The sequence below is a fragment of the Nocardia otitidiscaviarum NBRC 14405 genome, assembly GCF_000308635.1.
Classification (GTDB): Bacteria; Actinomycetota; Actinomycetes; order Mycobacteriales; family Mycobacteriaceae; genus Nocardia; species Nocardia otitidiscaviarum.
On sequence record NZ_BAGD01000226.1, the window covers coordinates 1 to 440 of the forward strand.

The following is a 440-nucleotide window of genomic DNA, read 5'->3' on the forward strand; positions in this document are numbered from 1 at the left end:
CCGAGACGAGCCTCGACGGCGAGCAGGGCGTGAGTGGTTGCTGCCTGCGCGGTCACCGCAAGCCCGTACGGGTCGGCCGGTGCGAGCCCGTTGACACCCGGCTGCGCAGCCTTGGCTACGAGGTCCGTCAGTGTGGCGGCGACGGCGCGGTGATCGGTACTCACTGCACCCCCTCGGCGAGGGCGCGGGTGTCGGTGGCCTCGGCCGCCGAGTCGCGCTCGATCGGTTCCTCGAGGTAGGCGATCAACTGCTCGGCCTCGGTCGCGGTGAGCTGATTCGCGCCGGTGATCTTGCGGCCGAACTGGTCCGAGAGGTAGGCGTGCTTCTCGGCCTTGTCGGTCACGCCTGCGGCGTCGAGCAGGTCGCGCAGGCGCTCTTGCTGGCGTCGGTTCGACATCGCCTCGGCGGCCTGGTCCTCGTCGCTGGGCTCGGCCGCGTCC

The 440-nt window shown here is 71.4% G+C and carries 1 protein-coding gene; it reads right to left on the reverse strand.

What is annotated here, in order from left to right; translation table 11 throughout:
- Nucleotides 1-160: 160 nt before the first annotated feature.
- Nucleotides 161-440 (reverse strand): hypothetical protein (locus ON31_RS29430; RefSeq protein ID WP_039818324.1); only part of this gene is annotated, 280 nt, incomplete at its 5' end.